Genomic DNA, 18314 nt, shown 5'->3' with positions numbered 1-18314 from the left:
ATGAGCAATCTTGATCGCGAGGCGGTGCCCGCCGTCTGCGGCGGCCGCGGGTTTGTCGTGGCAGAGCCCGTACGCGAACTCCTCAGCCCTCGCCGGGTCCAGCTCGGCGAATCCACCGAAGTCCGCCGCCTGCTGCCCAACCTGGGCCGGCGCATGGTCGGCGCCTGGTGCTTCGTCGATCACTACGGCCCCGACGACATCGCCGAGGAGGCCGGCATGCAGGTGCCGCCGCACCCGCACATGGGCCTGCAGACGGTGAGCTGGCTGCACGAGGGCGAGGTGCTGCACCGGGACTCGACGGGCAGCCTCCAGACGATCCGCCCGCGCGAACTGGGCCTGATGACCTCCGGCCGCGCGATCAGCCACTCCGAGGAGAGCCCGAAAGCCCACGCCCGCTTCCTGCACGGCGCCCAGCTGTGGGTCGCCCTCCCGGACAGCCACCGCCACACCGACCCGCACTTCGAACACCACGCCGAGCTGCCGGTCGTCACGGCCCCCGGCCTGCGGGCCACGCTGATCCTGGGCTCGCTCGACGGAGCCGCCTCACCCGGCACCACGTACACCCCGATCGTCGGCGCCGACCTGTCCCTCACCCACGGCGCCGACGTACGCCTCCCGCTGGACCCGGACTTCGAGTACGCCGTCCTGTCCATGTCCGGCGAAGCCCACGTCGACGGCGTGCCGGTCCTGCCCGGCTCCATGCTCTACCTCGGCTGCGGCCGCACCGAACTCCCCCTGCGCGCCGACTCGGACGCCGGCCTGATGCTCCTCGGCGGCGAGCCGTTCGAGGAGGAGTTGATCATGTTCTGGAACTGGATCGGGCGGTCGCAGGAAGAGATCGTGCAGGCTCGTCAGGACTGGATGGAAGGGACACGATTCGGTGCGGTGAAGGGGTACGAGGGCGCCCCACTGGCCGCGCCGGAACTGCCGCCGGTGCCCTTGAAGCCGCGCGGGAGGGTGCGCTGACCTGTGGGAATACCCCGCCCCTCGCGCCCTCGCGCCCTCGCGGAGTGGACCGTCAATGGTCGGTCTCTCCGATGAGTACAGGTCGAAAACAGTCGCTGGACCGATCTAAGGAGGTCGCGGCACCCTGATCGCGTGCCTGTGAGGCCTTCCTCCTTCGTCGGAAAGACCTGACCGTTGAACAACCGCCCCTTCACCACCGCACTACCGACCGGTTCGATCAGTGCGATCGCGAGGAGGCGGGCAGCGTGCTGACTCACCTCATGGCCGCGATCGGTGTCCTCGGGCTGCTGACCGTCGTGCCCGGCCCGGACATGGCGGTGGTGACCCGCCGGGCGCTCCTGGCCGGCCGCGGTGACGCGCTGCGAACCGTGGGCGGTATCGCGACCGGGCTGCTGATCTGGGGCGCGCTGACCGTGGCCGGTCTCGCGGCCGTACTCGCCGCCTCGCCCGCGGCCTACCTTGCCGTCAAGCTTCTTGGCGCCGCCTATCTGGTGTTCCTGGGTGCGCAGGCGCTGTGGCAGCACCGCCGCGCCGCTGCGGCTCCCGCCGAATCCGTCTCCCGCGCAACCGGCGGGGGCCCCTGGCGGACCGGCCTGGTCAGCAATGTCCTCAACCCGAAGATCGCCGTCTTCTACACCGGGCTGTTGCCCGCGCTGGCACCGCCCCAACTGCCCGCCGCCTGGGCCATGACGCTCCTCGTGCTCCTGCACACGGCCCTCACCCTCGCCTGGCTGGGCAGCTACGTGCTGCTGCTGTCCAAGGCCGCGCCGGCCCTCCACCGGCCGTGGGTCCGCCGTGCGCTGGGGCGGACGACGGGCGTCGCCCTGATCGGCTTCGGACTCGTGATCGCAACGGCCTCCGGCTGATCCGCACCCGCCACCCACCTCACCGCTTCCGACAACCTCCGGGAGACAGTTCATGACGAGTTCCACCCCGGACACCACCCCCCCACACCACCCCCGACTTCGCCCCCGACAAGATCACCGTCAACGGCGACCGCCTCTGGCAGTCCCTGATGCGCTCACCTAAGAAATGCCGCACCCTTCGAAGATGGCGGGGGATCACGGCATATGCCGATTTTTAGTTGGGTTTGACGCGCTACCCCATTGGCCAGGATGTCGCCACGACATGCCACACGATCGTCGCTACGGGGGCCCCATGAGCAACGCGCCGACACCGCCTCCCACATCACCCGGGCAGCCACCTGCACAACCTCCCGCTCCCGGCCGCAGGAACTGGTATGCCCGGCAGAGCAACACGGTCAAAGCCGCGATTGTCGGAGCAGCCGGAGTCATCGCGGCAGCGTGCATCGCACTCATCCCCCTCGTACTCAACGGAAGTTCGCCCGAGGAAGGCGACACGACCATCACCGACAGTGAATGCGTTGATGTGCACGGAACGAACACCGACACCTGCACCGAGAAGTAGACGGGGGCACTGATGAGGCGCATCACGGCACAATGCACCGTGCTGGCGCTGTCCACCGCTCTCCTCGCGGCTGCATGCCGGAACGAGGAGTCACCGACATCCAACAAGGTGCAAGACAGCAGATGCGTCAACATCAAGAGCCGCGACGTCAAATGCGGAGACAGTGAGAAGCCGAGCGCGGAAGACAAGATGGCCAGGAACGAGGACGTCTTCAGCGTGGACATGAAGTACAGCTACCGGGCTGAGGACAAGGAGGAGTTCAGCTGGGCGCTGGACCGCAAGCTCACAGCGGACGAGGTCACGACCCTTCAAGAGCTCGGGAAGGGCCTTCAGGTCCGCGATGTCAGCGCACGGACAGACAGGCAGCTCCGCGAGTTCCTGCACAACATCGGCGCTCGCCCCGCCCTGGCGCGGGCAACGGACTTCGCAATGCAGCTCACGGGAACGACGGGCGACAAGGTCACCGTCACGGACTTCGAGGCCGAGGTTTCCAACTGCCGTGCATCGAAGGCGGTCACATTCATCACCCTGGCCACGGCTGGCGGCATCGGTGTGGAGGCCATCGGCTTCAACCTCGACGAAGACCCGGCCAAGGCGTGGATCTACAGCAAGGATCCTTCCGTGCCGCCGAAACTGTATTCCTCTGAGCGCAACGAGAGCCTGTCGTTCACCGACACCGCTTCCTCCCTGAACGTCAAGGCGAGCATGACGCAAAAGGGTCGGCTCTGCGAGTGGACAATCACCGCGGAGTTCGTGACGGCGGGCAAGAACGGCAAGCAGGAGATCGACAACAAGGGCAAGCCGTTCGTCATCGAGGACTTCAGCAACGTCACCGATGTCTGGTACTACGACTTGGACTACAGGCTCAAGCCGGATGGCGGGGTATTCGCCCGGAAGTCCGGCGACGAGTGGGGGGACTGACACAGGTACTCCACCCAGCCACCAGGTCGTGATCAACGCCGCCCCTCATCTCCTCGTCGCCGTCGGTCGCCGTGCCCAGCGCCCGATGGTGTAGTTCGCTACACCATCGGCTCGGGGGTTGGCTCACTCGAGGTGCTGTGCGGGAAACGGAATCGTATTCGGGAGAGATTCCGAGAGCGCCGAGCTCCTGTCCCGAAGGAAGTCCCCCATGAGGTCCAAAACGTTCCTGGCCCGCGTGAAGTCGTTCGTCGCGGATCTGTTCCTCTGGGCGTTCTTCGTCGCCGGTCTGGCCGGCAGCATGGGAGGGGCGGGTGCGTTCCTGGCTGGCACGGAGAAGACGATCGTGACGTTCGCCGGTATCGCCGTCGCGCTGGTGACGGGTTCGCGCATCACGAAGAAGCCGAAGATCAAGACGTTCCTGTCGTCGCGGCCGGTTCTGTGGTTCCTGTTCCTCTTCAACGGCGGTGTCGCCGCGGTCGCGTACTTCGCGATGGACGGCGCGAAGGGCATTGCGACCGCCGCCGGTATGGGCCTGGTCTCGCTGGGAGCGCTCGGCGGACTCGTCTCGAACTACCGGCAGGGGGCCAAGTCCGCCCGCGAGAGGGCGCACGCCCAGGCCCACCGCGGCGAGCAGCCAGTGCACGGGGCTCCGTACCAGCAGACGACCTAAGAGGCCCCCCGCCAACCGCAGCCGATCCACGGACCTGCGTCCCGGTCGACGGACGACTCGCACTGGGCGTGAACCCGGCCCGAACGCTCCCATGGCCACGATGAAAGGCCTCCGGACCATCCGACGACTTACAGTTGGTCCCCCATGCGGGCCGGCTCCGGAGGATGCGGACCGCCGCCGTCCTTGACGTCCTGCTCGCAGGTTCGTCCGTCGTAGGACTGGTCATTGGGGAGCAACAGCACACCGGCGACCTGCTCAGGGTGCTCGACGGCGAGCCAGTCGTCGCCCGTGCGGTCACCGTTCGGGCCGAACGCGTCCGACGAATAGACCGTCCGGCATCCCAACGCCACGCGCTTACTGTCGACCGCGCACACGTCCACCGCGGGTCCGGATGTCTCGTCGGCGCCGTAGAAGCGGTAGTGGAAGTGGACCTGGTCACCTTCGGAGGGCACCTGCGGGTGGGGCTCAAGGCGCCAGTCGACGACCCTGGCGGTTACGCCGACAGGCCGGCCGGACGTGTCCTCCACCTGCACCCTGACACCGGCCTCACCGCGCTCCGCCGTCGTGTCGGTACAGCTCCAGAGGGAAGAGCAGCCGGAAAGGGCGAGAATCACCAGAGCCAACGGAGCACCAGCAAGCACCCGTGCGGGGAACACTCAGACGACCTCCAGACGACCTCCAGACGACCTCCAGACGACCTCCAGACGACCTCCAGACGACCTCCAGACGACCTCCAGTCCCAGTGGGGCGGAGCAGTTTAACCCGGGGTGCTGTAACTCGCCTTCTACCGCTGATGAAAACGCACTTCGGGGAAGCGTGCCGACGGGCCGTCCATCAGGGGTGTCTTCCTTCCCCGCAGGTGGGTGTCGAGGAACGCGGCCACATAGGCCCGGGTGATGGCGTCGCTGCGATCACCGTCCAGGCGCTGGAGCGGGATGCCGAGTTGCTTGGCCAGGGGTGCCAGGTCGGTGAAGGAGAGGTGCTCCGTGTCGTCGATGCTCAACCAGCGCTTCCACCCGGTCAGTTCGGTCCACGTCTCGTCCCACGTCGGGTCGGGGCCGGCGGGTACGTGGCTGGGCTTGCCCAGCATCATGACGGGCCGCTGCAAAGGGGTGTCGTTGGGGAACCGGAAGTTGCCGTCCATGTTGACCCCTGCCTTGATGCGCGGGTCCCGCAGCATGGCCGGAATCGTGCTGAACCCGCCGGCTGAGTGCCCGACCATGGCGATGCGGTCGGTGTCGACGAGCGCGCCGTACTTCCAGGCCGGTCGTTCCGCGGTGAGTTCGTCGAGCACAAAGGAGATGTCCTCGGCGCGGACGGCGCCGACCTTGGGGTAGTCCGTGTTCTCGCACGCGATGCATGCGGTCGTACGCCCGCCGGGGAACGAGATGCCGTCGGCCTCGTAGTTGTGTCCTGTCCCGGCGACGGCGTAGCCACGGCTGGCGAGCTCCTCGGCAAGACCAGTGAGCGTGGCACGGGGCATCCCGAACCCGGGCGACAGCACGACGAGGGGAAGCCCGCCCCGTGCTTTCGCCGGCTCGGCGTCTACGGTGGAGTGGGTCGCTACTGTGCTGAACAGGTCCGGCGACAGGTCCAGTTCATTGGCCTCGACGTACTGCTTGGACTCCTCGGGAGTCATATAGGGCGCAGGCGTGTCCGAGGGCCTCACCGCCGGATACCACAGCGAGACCATCAACTCCCGGTCGGCGGCGGGGACCCACGGATCGGGCCGTCCCTCGTCTTCGAGGTGCACAGTGGCCCGGCCGACCGGATGGTGACCGGACGGCTCGGGTAGCACAAGTCCGGCGCCGGCCGGTGGTACGGCATGGGCGCCGGCGTAGGCGGTCGCGGTACAGAGGGTTCCTGCCAGAGTCACGGCGACGGCAGCACCTACCAGGGATATGCGTTTCACCGAATTCCTTCCGCTGAAGTCTCATCGCGACTGAACGCCGCGGCCGATTCCTCAACCCTAAGAACGGTGGGTGCGTCTGCCATCAACCCAGGGATCCACATCCGTGCCGGCATGCATCCCTGGGTTTACATCCCTGGGAGTGCCGTTGGAGACGGTGCGCACGTCGCCGGTGACGGCGTCCCGGTAGGTGCCGTTCGGGATGCCGGTGTAGGTCGCGCTGTCGGTGACGGTGACGGTGACGGTGACGAGGGCGAAGCTGTCGGTGGTGCCGTTGGTGTAGCGGCGCTTGAAGGCCATCGAGCCGCTGATGCCGTCGGTCGAGTACTGGCCCGTCTGGAGGGCCGGGACGGCTCGGCGGATCTGGTTCAGCCGCTGGAGGTGTTTTACGAGCGGCTGGGCAAGGGTGGTGGCGACCTCGCCGGTGGCCGAGTCCGCCGTACCGAAATCGGAGGCCGTGACGGTGCCTTGGAGGTGGCCGCCGTAGTAGGCGCGGCCCGTCGACGCGAGCGGGCAGGTGGGGCCGCAGTCGATCTGCTTGCCCTTCTGGAACTCGATCTCCGAGCCGTAGTACAGGGTGGGGATGCCGCGGAAGGTCCACATCAGGGACATGTTCTCGGCCCAGGCGTCGGTGCCGCCGGTGTAGCGGGTGCTCGACTTGTTGGGGCCGTAGTCATGGCTGTCGACGTAGACGACGTTGTACGTGGCGTCGTTGACGCTGTCGTCGGAGTCCTTGCCGTTACCGAAGGCGTTCTGCGCCTCCAGCGTCGCGTTGACCCCGTACGCCCGGTCGCCGGCCAGTTCGGTCAGCGCGGCGGCCGTCAGTGTGAGCTGATTGCCGGAGACGGTGTAGTCCCTGCCCTGTGCGAGGGCGCGGTTGCCGTGCCTGAGTCCCTGGAAGTTGATGCCGTTGGGGTTCAGGGTGAGCATCCGACTGGTGCCGCGGCTCGACTTCGGGAGGAACACCTGGTCGCTGGAGGCGGTTCCCGAACGGGTGGTCCAGCTCGACCTGATCTGGGCGAACAGGTCGGGGTCCCGCCACTGGAGGGTGTTGCGGTTCAGGAACTGGCCAGCGTCCCACAGCATGGTGGCGAGCCCCGCTCGCGGGCGTAGGTGCCCAGGAACTCGAAGTACTTGAACTGTTCGCCCGCCTCGATGATGCCAGCGCGTCGAGCCGGCCCTGCTCGGAGTTCGTGTACAGGGTGGGCAGGACGAGCAGACGGTCGGTGTTCCGGCCGTCGGACTCACGCACGATCTGGTGGAACACCTTGTCGAGTTCGGCCAGCAGCCGGTAGCTCTCGTCGGCCGGGGCGATCCTGCAGTCCGGGGCGGCGCCCTGATGGGTGCCCAGGTGACGGCAGCCGGATGCTCTTGAAGCCATGGGACCCGACCTTCCTGAGGAGTTCCCTGGTCGCGGGCGGGTTGCCCCAGGAGGTCTCGTCGGGGATGGCGTCGTAGGTGTTGCCCATTTTCCAGCCGGGCTGCATGGCCGCCATCATGCTGCGGGCGGCCGGCGCGCTGGGCGGCGGTACGGGCGGATCGGCGGCCCGGGCGGTGGTGGCGGGCAGCAGGGGGAGCAGGGTTGTCGCCAGGAGGAGGGCCGCTGTCAGTCTGCCTGCGCGGCGCCGGGAGAGGAGACGGGTCAGGAGCGGGGAGAGGGAACTTGCCAGTCGCGTCGTCAACACGTGCACCTTCCGGTGGGGCGGCTCGGTGTCGCGAGCCGGCTGAGGTGTCGGCGTGAGGGAAACTTTCGTTGCGTGCGGCGGAGAAGGCAAAGAGATGCGAGGATGACCCGGCGCGGCTGAGCGGCGCTGACGGGTGATTCGATGATCGGGAAGGCCACCGTGGCGGACAACGCGGCAGAGGGACCGGCGGATCGGAAGCGCGAGGAGCGTGGCGCGCCCAAGTCGGTCACCATCGCGTACATCGCCGAGTCGGCGGGTGTGTCGGTGCCGACCGTCTCCAAGGTGTTGAACGGAAAGTCCGGGGTGTCCGCGGGCACGCGTGCGCGGGTCGAGGAGCTGATCAACCGGTACGGCTATCGCAAGCCGGCCGGGAGCAACCGCAGCAATGTCGTCGAGCTCGTGTTCCGCGAGCTCAAGGACATGTGGGCGGTCGAGATCATCCGGGGTGTGGAACGGGTGGCCCGGCAGCATCGCGTAGGCGTCATGGTGTCCGAGTTCGGCTTGCCCGACAGCAAGGCCCCGGCCTGGGAGGACACGGTCTCCCGGCGCCCGAACTGCGTACTGTCCGTGGCGCAGCTCTCCGAGGCCGAGCGGGAGCAACTGACGGCGAAGGGGATCCCGTTCGTCGTCTTCGACCCGATCGTGGAGCTGCCGGACGGCGTCCCGTACGTGGGGGCCACGAACTGGTCCGGCGGCCGGACCGCGACCCGTCACCTCGCCGAACTCGGGCACCGCCGCATCGCGATGATCAGCGGACCCGAGGGCCAACTGTGCTGCGCGGCCCGGCTCGACGGCTACCGCTCCGCGTTGCGGGCCGCCGGTCTGCCCGTCGATCCCGGGATCGTCGTGCACGCCGGCCTCACCCGCGACGACGGCGCCACCGCGGCGCGTGCCCTGCTGGCGCTGCCCGAACGCCCGACCGCGATCTTCGCCGCCAACGACCTCCAGGCGCTCGGTGTCTACCAGGCGGCTCGCGAGGCCGGACTGCGTATCCCCGAGGACCTGAGCGTCGTCGGCTTCGACGACCTGCCGGTCGTGGCCTGGGTGGAACCGCCCCTGACCACCGTCCACCAGCCGCTGACCGAGATGGCCGTGGCCGCGACCGAACTGGCGCTCACCCTCGGCCGCGGCGAGGAGGCCCCCCAGGTCGGCCTGGAGATCGCGACGACCCTCACGGTCCGGTCCAGCACGGCACCGCCGCCCAAGGGCCATTGACCCCACCCGGGCCTCTGACTAGCCTCCAGTGGAAAGTCTCTGTGAGAGGTCACGAAACTTTCTTTCCGCTGGTCGGCGAAAGGACTCGATGAGGGTGACGACGGTGACGACGGTGACGAGCAATCCGCAGACGGACACCACCACCATCAACAACCCCAACAACCCCGTGATCCCCGGCTTCCACCCGGATCCGAGCATCTGCCGGGCGGGGGAGGAGGACTACTACCTCGCCTGCTCCAGCTTCGAGTACTTCCCCGGCGTGCCCGTCTTCCACAGCCGTGACCTGGTGCACTGGACCCAGATCGGCAACGCCCTCGACCGGCCCGGCCAGCTGAGCCTGCCGCGCGGCACCCCCTCGTCCGGCGGCCTCTACGCGCCCACCCTGCGCCATCACGACGGCCGTTTCTGGCTGGTCGTCACCAACGTGAGCGGTGACGGCAACATGCTGCTCACGGCCACCGACCCGGCCGGCCCCTGGTCCGATCCGATCCTGCTGCCCGGCGTGCACGGCATCGACCCGGACCTTGCCTGGGACGACGACGGCAACTGCTGGTGCACCGTCGCCGGCGTCAGCCAGTACCGCATCGACCCGCACACCGGAGAGACGCTCGGCGAGCCGCACCGCCTCTGGTCCGGCGCGCCCGGCGCCAAGGCCCCCGAGGCGCCGCACCTGTACCGGATCGGCGACTACTGGTACCTGCTCATCGCCGAGGGCGGCACCGAGCGCTGCCACGGCATCTCGATCGCCCGGGGCCGCACCCCCGACGGCCCCTTCGAGCCCTGCCCGGCCAACCCGATCCTGACCCACCGCGGCACCGACCACCCCATCCAGAACACCGGCCACGGGGACCTGGTGCAGGGGCCGGACGGCTCGTGGTGGATGGTGTTCCTCGGTGTCCGACCACTGGGCGGCACACCCGGCTGGCACATCCTCGGCCGGGAGACCTTCCTGGCCCCGGTGACCTGGGTCGACGACTGGCCGGTCGTCGGCGAGGTGGCGCTCACCATGGCACCGCCGCCCTGGCCGCTGCGGGAGCCCGCCGCCGTGCCGGTCCGGGACGACTTCGACCTCGGCGATCTCGCCCCCGCCTGGATCTCGCCCCGCTCCCGTCCCGCCCGCGACCACACCACCGGGGAACGGCCCGGCTGGCTCAGCCTGCACGCCCGCGGGGAGTCGCTCGACGACCCCGAGGTCACCTTCGTCGGCCGCCGCCAGCGGGATCTCTCCTGCCGCGCACGGACGTTGGCCGACCCGGCCGAGGGGCGCGGGGGCCTGGCCGTCCGGCTCGACGAGCAGCACCACTACGAGATCGAGGCGGCCCCCGGACAGGTCAGGGTCCTCGCCCGCGTCGGCCCGTTCCGCTCCGAGGTGGCCTCCCACCCGACCGCCCCCGGCCCCGTGGTACTCAGGGTCGAGACGACCGCCACCCGGGAGGTCACCGACGCCCGTCAAGGACCGGACACCGTCACCCTCGGCGTGGAGGACGAGGCCGGGACCTACGTCGAACTGGCCGCCCTGGACGGCCGATACCTGTCCACGGAGGTCGCCGGCGGCTTCACCGGACGGGTCGTCGGGCTGTACGCGTCGACCGGAACCGTGCACTTCGACTGGTTCGACTACGAGGCCCGTACGGACTGAGGCGGGCCTCGGTCTCTGACGACGGCCGGTTCCGCGGGTCATGTCGCCGGCAGCTGCGTCACCGTTCGCCATGCGGTACGACGGATCACGTACAGGCGTCCGGCAGCCGGAAGGAGACGCTTTCATGCGAGGAGCGGTCGTGGCGGTGCGCACATGAGCCGCGTTCTGGTGACCGGCTCCGTGGACGGGCTCGGGCGGGCCGCGGCGCAGGCCCTGCTGGCCGCGGGGCACGGTGTGGTGGTGCATGCCCGGAACCAGGAGCGCGCGGCCGTCCTGCGCCCGCTGCGCCAACGGGGAGCGGACCTCGTCGTGGGCGACTTCACCGAGCGTGCCGCCGTACGCCGTGTCGCCGCCGAGCTGAACGAGGCGGAGCCGCTCGACGCGGTCATCCACAACGCCGGAGTCTGGAGCGGGCCCGCGGTCATGCCGGTCAACGTCGTCGCGCCGTATCTGCTCACGGCCCTGCTGCGAGCGCCGCGTCGACTGGTGTACCTGAGCAGCGGCTCGCACTTCGACGGACGGCCCTCGCTGGACCGGGTCGACTGGCGGGGCGAGCGCGCGGGCTCGTACGCCGACAGCAAGCTGTACGTCACGGCCCTCGCCGCCGCCGTGGCCCGCCTGCGGCCGGGGGTGCCGAGCAACGCCGTGGATCCGGGCTGGGTCCCGACCAGAATGGGCGGACCCCATGCGCCGGACGACCTCGAACTCGGCCACCGGACGCAGGAGTGGCTCGCCGTCGGCGACGAACCCGAGGCCCTGACCACCGGCGGGTACTGGTACCACCGGCAGCGGATGCGGCCGCACCGCGCGGTCCACGACGAGGCGTTCCAGGACCGGCTGCTGCGGACCTTGGCCGCGGAGACGGGCACCGAGCTCTGACGCGAGTGGACCGCAGCCGGGCGGGCCCATCTGAGACCCGGCTGAGCGGGTACCCGTGCGTGCGGAGGAGCGGCTTGCGCCGGTGCCCGGCGACCGACGGAGGTGGGCGGCTATGGAGCGGAGCGCCGAGGGCGGGCGACGGATGCTCGCCGATCTGCTGTACGCCAGCCACCTCATGCCGATCGAGTTGCTTCCGTCCAAGGCGGCCGAGTGCGCACGCGCCGCCGCCTTCGACGAGTTGCAGATCTACGTGGCCGACCTGCGGCGCACTTCGCTGCGTCTCCTTCCGGGCGACGAGGCGGCGGACCAGGGGCACGAGAGGGAGCTGCACATCGAGGGGACGGTCGCGGGGCGGGTGTTCCAGTACGGCCATGTCCTGGCCGCCGCGCCCGCGGGCGGCGGCGGGTCCGCGTGGTGGGTGCCGCTGCTGGACGGCACCGAACGCATCGGGGTGCTGCGCGTGAGCGCCGCTCGCGACGACGCGGACACCCGCGCGGACATGGAGGCGCTGGCGGCGCTCATCTCGCTGATCGTCGTCAGCAAACGGGGCACCAGCGACGCGCTGGCCAAGCTGGTGCGGGCGCAACCGATGAGCCTGGCGGCGGAGATGCAGTGGAACCTCATGCCGCCGCGCACCTACGCCGACGGGAGAGTGGCGATCTCCGCCTCCCTGGAACCCGCCTACGAGATCAGCGGTGACGTCTTCGAGTACGCCGTCGACGGCCCCCTGGTCCATCTGACGATCTTCGACGCGATGGGCCACGACACGGCCGCCGGACTGTCCGGCACCCTCGCGCTGGGAGCCTGCCGCAACGCCCGCCGCCAGGGCGCCGACCTCCTGGGCAAGGCCGAGGCGGTGGAGGCCGCCCTGGTCGAGCAGTACGCCGGCGGACGCTATGTCACCGGTGTCCTCGCCACGCTCGACACGCGCACCGGCGTCCTGGAATGGGTCAACCGCGGTCACCATCCGCCGATCGTCCTGCGCGACAACCGCTGGACCACTCACCTCGCCTGCCCGCCGGCCCACCCTATGGGCCTCGACCTCGGCGTGCCCGGCACGGTGTGCCAGGAGCACCTCCAGCCCGGCGACCGGATCGTCCTGTACACCGACGGCATCACCGAGGCACGCCGGCCCGGAGACCGGGAGTTCGGCCTGGAACGCTTCACCGACTTCCTCATCCGGCACCACGCCGACGGACTGCCCGTCCCCGAGACGCTGCGCCGACTCATCCACGCCGTTCTCGAGTACCACGACGGCCGGCTCCAGGACGATGCCACCGTCCTGCTCTGCGAATGGATCGGCCCGCGGGTGGAACCCGCCCGGGCGGCGGCCCGCCTGACCGGGCTGTCGCCGGGCCGGCACGGCTGAGCCGGAGGGCGTCAACTGGCTGCTGCGCGGTGTCTCCCCCATCCTGGAGACGACGATCGTCCACGAGCAGGGCCGTGGCCCCGAGGTCACGGCGGTCGGCCGACCGCACCTGCTCATCTGTGAGACCCGCGGCTCATGTGCGCAAACGGAGCTTACCTGGTCGAAAGGTGGGAACTCAGAAAGCACCACAAGCCGCCGCATCTCCCCGGGGCCGGGTGATCCCCACCCCGCGGGCAGGCTCTCGGATCCCTAGGAGCGATCGTGACCGTGTGCATCGGAGTGGAGGAGGAGTTCCACGTCCTGGAGGTGGAGAGCGGCAGGCTCGTCCCGCGTGCCGACGCGGTGCTGAGGCGGCTTCCCAGACGCACCTTCACGACCGAACTGCATCAGTGCACCGTGGAGTCGAACAGCGCGGTGCACGCAACCCTGCACGACCTGTACGCCGACCTCACCAGCACCCGAAGGCAACTCGACGCGGCAGCCTCCTCGTTGGGCCTCGCCGTGGTGGCCGCCGGCACGGCCCCCCTGGCGCCCGCCGCGCTGGCGCCCCTGACCGCCGGGGCACGCTACCGGCACATGGCCGACGAGTACCGCAAGGTCGCCGACGAACAGCTCATCTGCGGCGCCCAGGTCCATGTGGACGTACCCGACCGCGACACCGCCGTCCGCGTCATGTGCGAAGTCTCGCCCTGGCTGCCCGTGCTGCTCGCCCTCTCCGCCAGCTCACCGTTCTGGCAGGGCGCCGACACCGGATACGCCAGCTGGCGCACCCTGCTGTGGCAGCGCTGGCCCACCGCGGGACCGGTCGGCTGCTACCCGAACGCGGCCGAGTACGACGCGGCCGTGGACGACCTCGTGCGGGCCGGGGTCATCAGCGACGCGGGAATGATCTACTACGACGTCCGCCCCTCGGCTCATCTGCCGACGCTGGAACTGCGCACCTGTGACGCCTGCCCCCGGCCGGAGACCGTCGTCCTCCTCGCCGGACTCTTCCGCGCCCTGGTCACCGAGGCCCGCGAGCGACTGCGCGAGAACGGTTCCCCCGGCTGCGCGGGCCGGCACGAGTGGCTGCGCGGCGCGTCATGGCGAGCCGCCCGCTCCGGGCTCGAAGGCACCCTGGTGGACCCCGAGACCCACCAGGAGGCGCCCGCCCACCAGGTCGTGCGGAAGCTGCTCGCCCGGCTGCGGCCCGCGCTGGAGACCCACGGGGACTGGGACGCCGTCCGGGAGCTGACCGAGGCGGCCCTCGCGGACGGCAGCGCCGCCCAGCGCATACGCCGGGCCGCGCAGAAAGAGGACCTGCTGGGCTGTGTCGACATGCTGATCGCCGAGACCCGCGGCGAACGCGGACACCGCAGGCCGGTGCGGCGCCGTCACCAGGACCGGGTGCTGGCCCCGGTCGTCGTCACGCGCCGTTCCCGCGCCTCCGCCGACCCGGCCTCGCCGGACGGCATCGGAGGCTGATGTGCCGGTGAACATCACCGGGTCACCCGCAAGGGGATTCGTGCTGTCCCGCACCACCGCCCGGATCCTCGCGATCCCGGCAGGCGGACGCGAGCAGGCACTCCCGTGGAATTGCGTCAACGCAGAGGCGTGGAAGGGAGGCGGGCCGTCATGTGCGGTCTGACTGGGGAGATCCGCTTCGACGGTCGGCGAGCCGACCGGGCGGCGGTCGGCCGGATGACCGACCGGCTCGCCGACCGTGGGCCCGACGGTCAGGGCACCTGGGCACGGGGCCCGGTCGCGCTCGGCCACCGGCGACTGAAGATCATCGACCTATCGGACCGCGGCGCCCAGCCGATGACCGACGCCCGCGCGCAGATCACCGGCGTCTTCAACGGCTGCGTGTACAACCACCCGGAGCTGCGCGAGGAGCTGCGAAGCCTCGGGCACCGGTTCGAGTCGACCTCCGACACCGAAGTGGTGCTCAAGGCCTACCAGCAGTGGGGCACCGCCTGTGTGGAGCACTTCCTCGGCATGTTCGCCTTCGCGATCGTCGAGCACCGCACCGGCCGCGTCGTCCTCGCCCGGGACCGGCTCGGCATCAAGCCCCTGTACCTGGCGCGGACACCGGGCCGGCTGCGGTTCGCCTCGACACTGCCCGCACTCCTCGCCGCCGGGGACGTCGACACCTCACTCGACCCGGTGGCCCTGCACCAGTACCTGAGCTGGCACGCCACGGTCGCGGCGCCGCACACCGTCCTCAACGGCGTACGCAAGCTGCCGCCCGCCACCGTACGGGTCGTCGAACCGGACGGCACCCACCGCGACCACTGCTACTGGCAGCCCTCCTACACCCGCCGGCCCGAACGCGCCGACATGGGCGCCGACGAATGGCGGGACGCCGTACTGGACGCCCTGCGCACCGCAGTACGCCGCAGGATGGTCTCCGACGTGGAGGTCGGGGTCCTGCTCTCCGGCGGCCTCGACTCCAGCCTGATCGTCGCGTTGCTGGCCGACGAGGGCCAGCGTGACCTGATGACGTTCAGCGTCGGGTTCGAGACGGAAGGCGGGGAGAAGGGCGACGAGTTCCGGTACTCGGACCTGGTGGCCCGCGAGTTCGGGACCGTCCACCGGCAGCTGATGGTGCCCTCCGACCGGGTGTCGACGGCCCTGGACGGGGCGGTCGCGGCGATGAGCGAGCCGATGATCAGCCACGACGTGGTCGCCTTCTATCTGCTGTCCGAGCAGGTGTCCAAGGAGGTGAAGGTCGTCCAGTGCGGCCAGGGCGCCGACGAGGTCTTCGCCGGCTACCACTGGTACCCGCGGCTCGCGGAGGTCTCCCGCGAGGAGGAACCGGAGCGGTACGCCGCGACCTACTTCGACCGCTCGCACGCCGACCTCGCCCGGGTCCTGCGGCCGGACATGATCCCCCGCGAGGACGTGTCGAGCCGCTTCGTCGACCGGCACATGGCCGTACCCGGAGCGCAGACCGCGCTGGACGCCGCCCTACGGCTGGACACCCACGTCATGCTCGTCGACGACCCCGTCAAACGGGTCGACAACATGACCATGGCCTGGGGCCTGGAGGCCCGGGTGCCCTTCCTCGACCACGAACTGGTGGAGCTGGCGGCTGCCTGCCCGCCGGAACTGAAGCTGGCCGACGGCGGCAAGGGCGTACTGAAGGAGGCCGGCCGCAAGCTCCTGCCCCGTGAGATCGTCGACCGGCCCAAGGGCTACTTCCCGGTCCCGGCGATCCGGCACATGGCGGGCCCCGTACTGCAGCGCGTGCGTACGGCACTCGAGGCACCGGAGGCCAGACGACGCGGTCTGTTCCAGGAGTCGTACGTGGCCGAGCTCCTCGCGGCACCCGACGAGCACCGGACCAGGCGCGGCGCCAACGCCCTGTGGCAGATTGCTTTGCTGGAGATATGGCTGCAGACCCACGGAATCAAGTGACCGAGGACGGGGAGACACGGACGGCACACGCCCCCGCGCACGTGCTCGCTCGTCCCGGGACCCTGGACTCGACCCGCGCGCAGCCCCCGGACAGCCGGACGGGGGACCCGCACGACACCGCCCGCGCCGCCCCGGAACCGCAGCCGCTGCCCGAGGCGGGCGGCCCGCGCGACGCCGTGACACGGCTGCGCGCACACGGCTGCTGGTATCCCTCGGCCAACGCCGACGGCACCGAGACGGCCTTCATCTGCGACCGGGGCGGCGTGCCGCAGCTGTGGGCCGGCTCCGTCGGCGGTGACGACGTACGGCTCCTCGACTCCTCACCGGATCCCGTCAAGGAGGTGCTCTGGTCACCGGACGGCCGCTGGATCGCGTACACCACCGCCCCGGGCGGCGGCGAGCACACCCGCGTGCTGTGCGTGCGGCCCGACGGCTCCGGCCGACGGCTCCTGGCCGGCTCCGACCCGGCCAGCTCCGCCTATCTCGGCTGCTGGGCGCACGACAGCTCGGCCGTCGCCGTCACCTTCGCGGCACCGCCCGCCCCCCGGTTCGAGGTCTTCGCCGGGCACGCCGTGCCGGACACGGACGCGGAACCCGCCGACGGCCACCCGTTCGGCACCCGCCTGGCGGCCGACTGGGCGGACCGGGACGGCCATCCGACGCTCCTCGGCCCGGCCGCCCACGACGCGGCACCGGGACGGGAGCCCCGCGGCCCGGCCATCGACGTCGCGGCTCCCGCGGCTCCCGCGGTCCGGCCCGACGGAGGACTGTCCGTCTACCTGATCGACCCGGACGGCCTGGCGTCCCCCGTGCTGCTCACCACGGAGACCCACGCCGCCTCCCTGAGGTTGTGCGATCTCAGCCGCGACGGCGGTCTCGCGCTGCTGCGCCGGGGCCCGCGCGGCCGGCGTGAGGCGGTCGTGCGGCGCACCGCCGACGCGGAGAACACCTTCACCCTGCCGGTCGCCGACGGCGACCCGTGGATCGGCCGGTTCTCCCCGGACGGGCGGACCCTGTGGCTGCGCAGCAACACCGCCCGGGAGTTCGCGGCGCTCTTCGCGGTCGCTCTGGACGGCGACGGCCAGGCACGTGCCGTGTCGGTCGTGGCCGAACGGCCGGGCAGCGACCTCGAACTCCTCGCCCTCGCCCACGACGGCCGCACCGCCGCCCTGTCCTGGAACGTCCAGGGAGCGAGCGAGCTGGAACTCGTCGAGACCTTCCCGACCCGGCGGGCCCCCGACCGCACCGGCCCCGCCCGGCCCGTCCCCCTGCCCCACGAGGTCGTCACCCGCATCACCGCCGCCGGCAGCGGACGTCTGATGCTCGCCCTGTCCGGATCACAACGCCGACCCGGCATCTGGTGGGCCCACGAAGGCGTGTCCATGCTGCGCACCCCCTGGTCCTCCCAGGACGAGGACGCCGTCCCGCCCGGCCGCCCCCCGGTACGCCCCGTCCCGCTGCGTCTGACGGCGAGGGACGGGCTGCCCCTGAGCGGCTGGTACTACAGGGCGCCCGGCCGCGCCTATGACGAACCGGCACCCTGTGTGATCCATCTGCACGGCGGACCCGAGGAACAGGAACGTCCGGTGTTCCACCCGCTCTACCACGAGCTGGTCGGACGGGGCCTCGACGTCTTCGCCCCCGACGTCCGGGGCTCCCTCGGGCACGGCCGTTCCTTCGTCGACGCCGACCTGGGCTCCGGTCGCTTCGCGGCGTTCGACGACGTGGCCGACTGCGCGGGCCACGCGGTCATGGCGGGCCCCGCCGACCCCACCCGGCTGGCCGTGATGGGCCGCTCCTACGGCGGCTATCTGACGTTCGCCTCCGTCGTGTGGCACCCGGAGCTGTTCCGCACCGCGGTCGCCGTCTGCGGCATGTCGGACTTCCTCACCTTCTTCGCCGGTACGGAGCCCTGGATCGCGGAATCGGCGGCGCACAAGTACGGCCACCCGGAACGCGACCGGGAGCTGCTGAACGCCCTGTCGCCGATGAGCCGCATCGACGCGCTGCGCGTCCCCCTGCTCGCCGTCCACGGCGAACACGACACCAACGTGCCGCCGGGCGAGTCCCAGCAGTTCGTACGCGCCGCGCGGGAGCGGGGCATCGACGCCGAACTGCTCACCCTGCGCGACGAGGGCCACGACTTCCTGCGCGCGGAGAACCGGCGACTGTTCCGCCGGGCCGCCGCGGACTGGCTGGAGCGACACCTCCACCTGTGAACCCAGGCCGGGCCG

At 70.5% G+C, this 18314-nt stretch carries 13 protein-coding genes and 2 pseudogenes; 11 read left to right on the top strand and 4 right to left on the bottom strand.

From position 1 onward, the window contains the following. The 4 genes from AQJ67_RS00635 to AQJ67_RS48845 all read left to right on the top strand — a co-directional run bounded on the left by AQJ67_RS00635 (window position 1) and on the right by AQJ67_RS48845 (window position 3985). The gene (locus AQJ67_RS00635; RefSeq protein WP_062715910.1) at window positions 1–966 is read left to right on the top strand and encodes a pirin family protein; all 966 of its coding nucleotides are present in this window, start codon (window positions 1–3) and stop codon (window positions 964–966) included. Window positions 967–1211: 245 nt separating this feature from the next. Further along, on the top strand, window positions 1212–1832 hold the full coding sequence (locus tag AQJ67_RS00630) for a LysE family translocator (RefSeq protein ID WP_062715909.1): 621 nt from the start codon (window positions 1212–1214) through the stop codon (window positions 1830–1832). Between the two features lie 574 nt (window positions 1833–2406). Continuing rightward, window positions 2407–3315, top strand: a complete 909-nt coding sequence (locus AQJ67_RS00625) for a hypothetical protein (RefSeq protein ID WP_159058697.1) — start codon at window positions 2407–2409, stop codon at window positions 3313–3315. A gap of 208 nt (window positions 3316–3523) precedes the next feature. Continuing rightward, window positions 3524–3985: a hypothetical protein gene (locus AQJ67_RS48845; RefSeq protein ID WP_244190335.1), complete on the top strand. Its 462-nt coding sequence runs from the start codon at window positions 3524–3526 to the stop codon at window positions 3983–3985. A 128-nt stretch (window positions 3986–4113) separates the two neighbouring features. On the opposite strand, the gene AQJ67_RS00615 is transcribed toward AQJ67_RS48845, so the two are convergent. The 4 genes and pseudogenes from AQJ67_RS00615 to AQJ67_RS48835 all read right to left on the bottom strand — a co-directional run. Beyond that, window positions 4114–4641, bottom strand: coding sequence for a hypothetical protein (locus AQJ67_RS00615; protein ID WP_208614878.1), 528 nt, complete (start codon window positions 4639–4641; stop codon window positions 4114–4116). 128 nt (window positions 4642–4769) lie between these two features. Continuing rightward, window positions 4770–5861, bottom strand: a complete 1092-nt coding sequence (locus tag AQJ67_RS00610; protein ID WP_062715907.1) for an alpha/beta hydrolase family protein — start codon at window positions 5859–5861, stop codon at window positions 4770–4772. Between the two features lie 153 nt (window positions 5862–6014). Further along, window positions 6015–6656: pseudogene (locus AQJ67_RS48840) on the bottom strand (alpha-amylase); the annotation flags it as partial. 30 nt (window positions 6657–6686) lie between these two features. Then, a pseudogene (locus AQJ67_RS48835) lies at window positions 6687–6824 on the bottom strand (X2-like carbohydrate binding domain-containing protein); the annotation flags it as partial. A gap of 896 nt (window positions 6825–7720) precedes the next feature. On the opposite strand from AQJ67_RS48835, the gene AQJ67_RS00595 reads away from it, so the two are divergent. The 7 genes from AQJ67_RS00595 to AQJ67_RS00565 all read left to right on the top strand — a co-directional run bounded on the left by AQJ67_RS00595 (window position 7721) and on the right by AQJ67_RS00565 (window position 18299). Continuing rightward, window positions 7721–8794, top strand: a complete 1074-nt coding sequence (locus tag AQJ67_RS00595; protein WP_062715904.1) for a LacI family DNA-binding transcriptional regulator — start codon at window positions 7721–7723, stop codon at window positions 8792–8794. An 88-nt stretch (window positions 8795–8882) separates the two neighbouring features. Next, entirely contained in the window at window positions 8883–10433 is a 1551-nt protein-coding gene (locus tag AQJ67_RS00590) for a glycoside hydrolase family 43 protein (protein WP_062715903.1), read from the top strand. Window positions 10434–10586: 153 nt separating this feature from the next. Then, a complete protein-coding gene (locus AQJ67_RS00585; RefSeq protein ID WP_062715902.1) occupies window positions 10587–11312 on the top strand; it encodes an SDR family NAD(P)-dependent oxidoreductase in 726 nt (241 codons plus the stop codon). Between the two features lie 112 nt (window positions 11313–11424). After that, window positions 11425–12681 carry a PP2C family protein-serine/threonine phosphatase gene (locus AQJ67_RS00580; protein ID WP_062715901.1) on the top strand — a complete coding sequence of 419 codons (1257 nt, stop codon included), beginning with the start codon at window positions 11425–11427 and terminating at the stop codon, window positions 12679–12681. Window positions 12682–12942: 261 nt separating this feature from the next. Next, window positions 12943–14145, top strand: coding sequence for a carboxylate-amine ligase (locus AQJ67_RS00575; RefSeq protein WP_079055704.1), 1203 nt, complete (start codon window positions 12943–12945; stop codon window positions 14143–14145). A 150-nt stretch (window positions 14146–14295) separates the two neighbouring features. Further along, a complete protein-coding gene (locus tag AQJ67_RS00570) occupies window positions 14296–16080 on the top strand; it encodes an N-acetylglutaminylglutamine amidotransferase (RefSeq protein ID WP_062715900.1) in 1785 nt (594 codons plus the stop codon). Further along, window positions 16053–18299, top strand: a complete 2247-nt coding sequence (locus tag AQJ67_RS00565; protein WP_208614877.1) for a S9 family peptidase — start codon at window positions 16053–16055, stop codon at window positions 18297–18299. The genes AQJ67_RS00570 and AQJ67_RS00565 overlap by 28 nt, the downstream gene beginning before the upstream one ends. Window positions 18300–18314: the final 15 nt, after the last annotated feature.

It is taken from the genome of Streptomyces caeruleatus (genome assembly GCF_001514235.1).
Classification (GTDB): domain Bacteria; phylum Actinomycetota; class Actinomycetes; order Streptomycetales; family Streptomycetaceae; genus Streptomyces; species Streptomyces caeruleatus.
Note: the sequence above shows the minus strand (reverse complement) of the source record. Positions and strands in the feature narration are given on the sequence as shown.